Annotated in this window: 1 pseudogene; it reads left to right on the top strand. The window is 61.3% G+C overall.

Features of this window, described 5'->3' with window-relative positions:
• Positions 1-266 (top strand): annotated as a pseudogene (locus tag AAEY78_RS13400) (multidrug ABC transporter ATP-binding protein); the annotation flags it as partial.

The following is a 266-nucleotide window of genomic DNA, read 5'->3' as shown; positions in this document are numbered from 1 at the left end:
AGCATGGACACCGTGATCTGTATTTTGAACGGCCTGCTGATCGTCACCACCACTGGCCTGGCCCTGTGGCTGTGGACACAGTCGCTGATCTCCGTGGGTGCGATTGCCCTGGCTACCGGGCTGGTGATCCGCATCGTCAACATGTCCGGCTGGATCATGTGGGTGGTCAACGGCATCTTCGAAAACATCGGCATCGTGCAGGACGGCCTGAAGACCATCGCCCAGCCACTGGCCGTGGTCGACCGTGAAAACGCGCCGCGCCTGAC

This window comes from Psychrobacter sp. 16-MNA-CIBAN-0192 (assembly GCF_040309565.1).
Taxonomy (GTDB): Bacteria; Pseudomonadota; Gammaproteobacteria; order Pseudomonadales; family Moraxellaceae; genus Psychrobacter.
The sequence above is the reverse complement of the archived record's forward strand: the minus strand, read 5'-3'. Positions and strand labels throughout refer to the sequence as shown.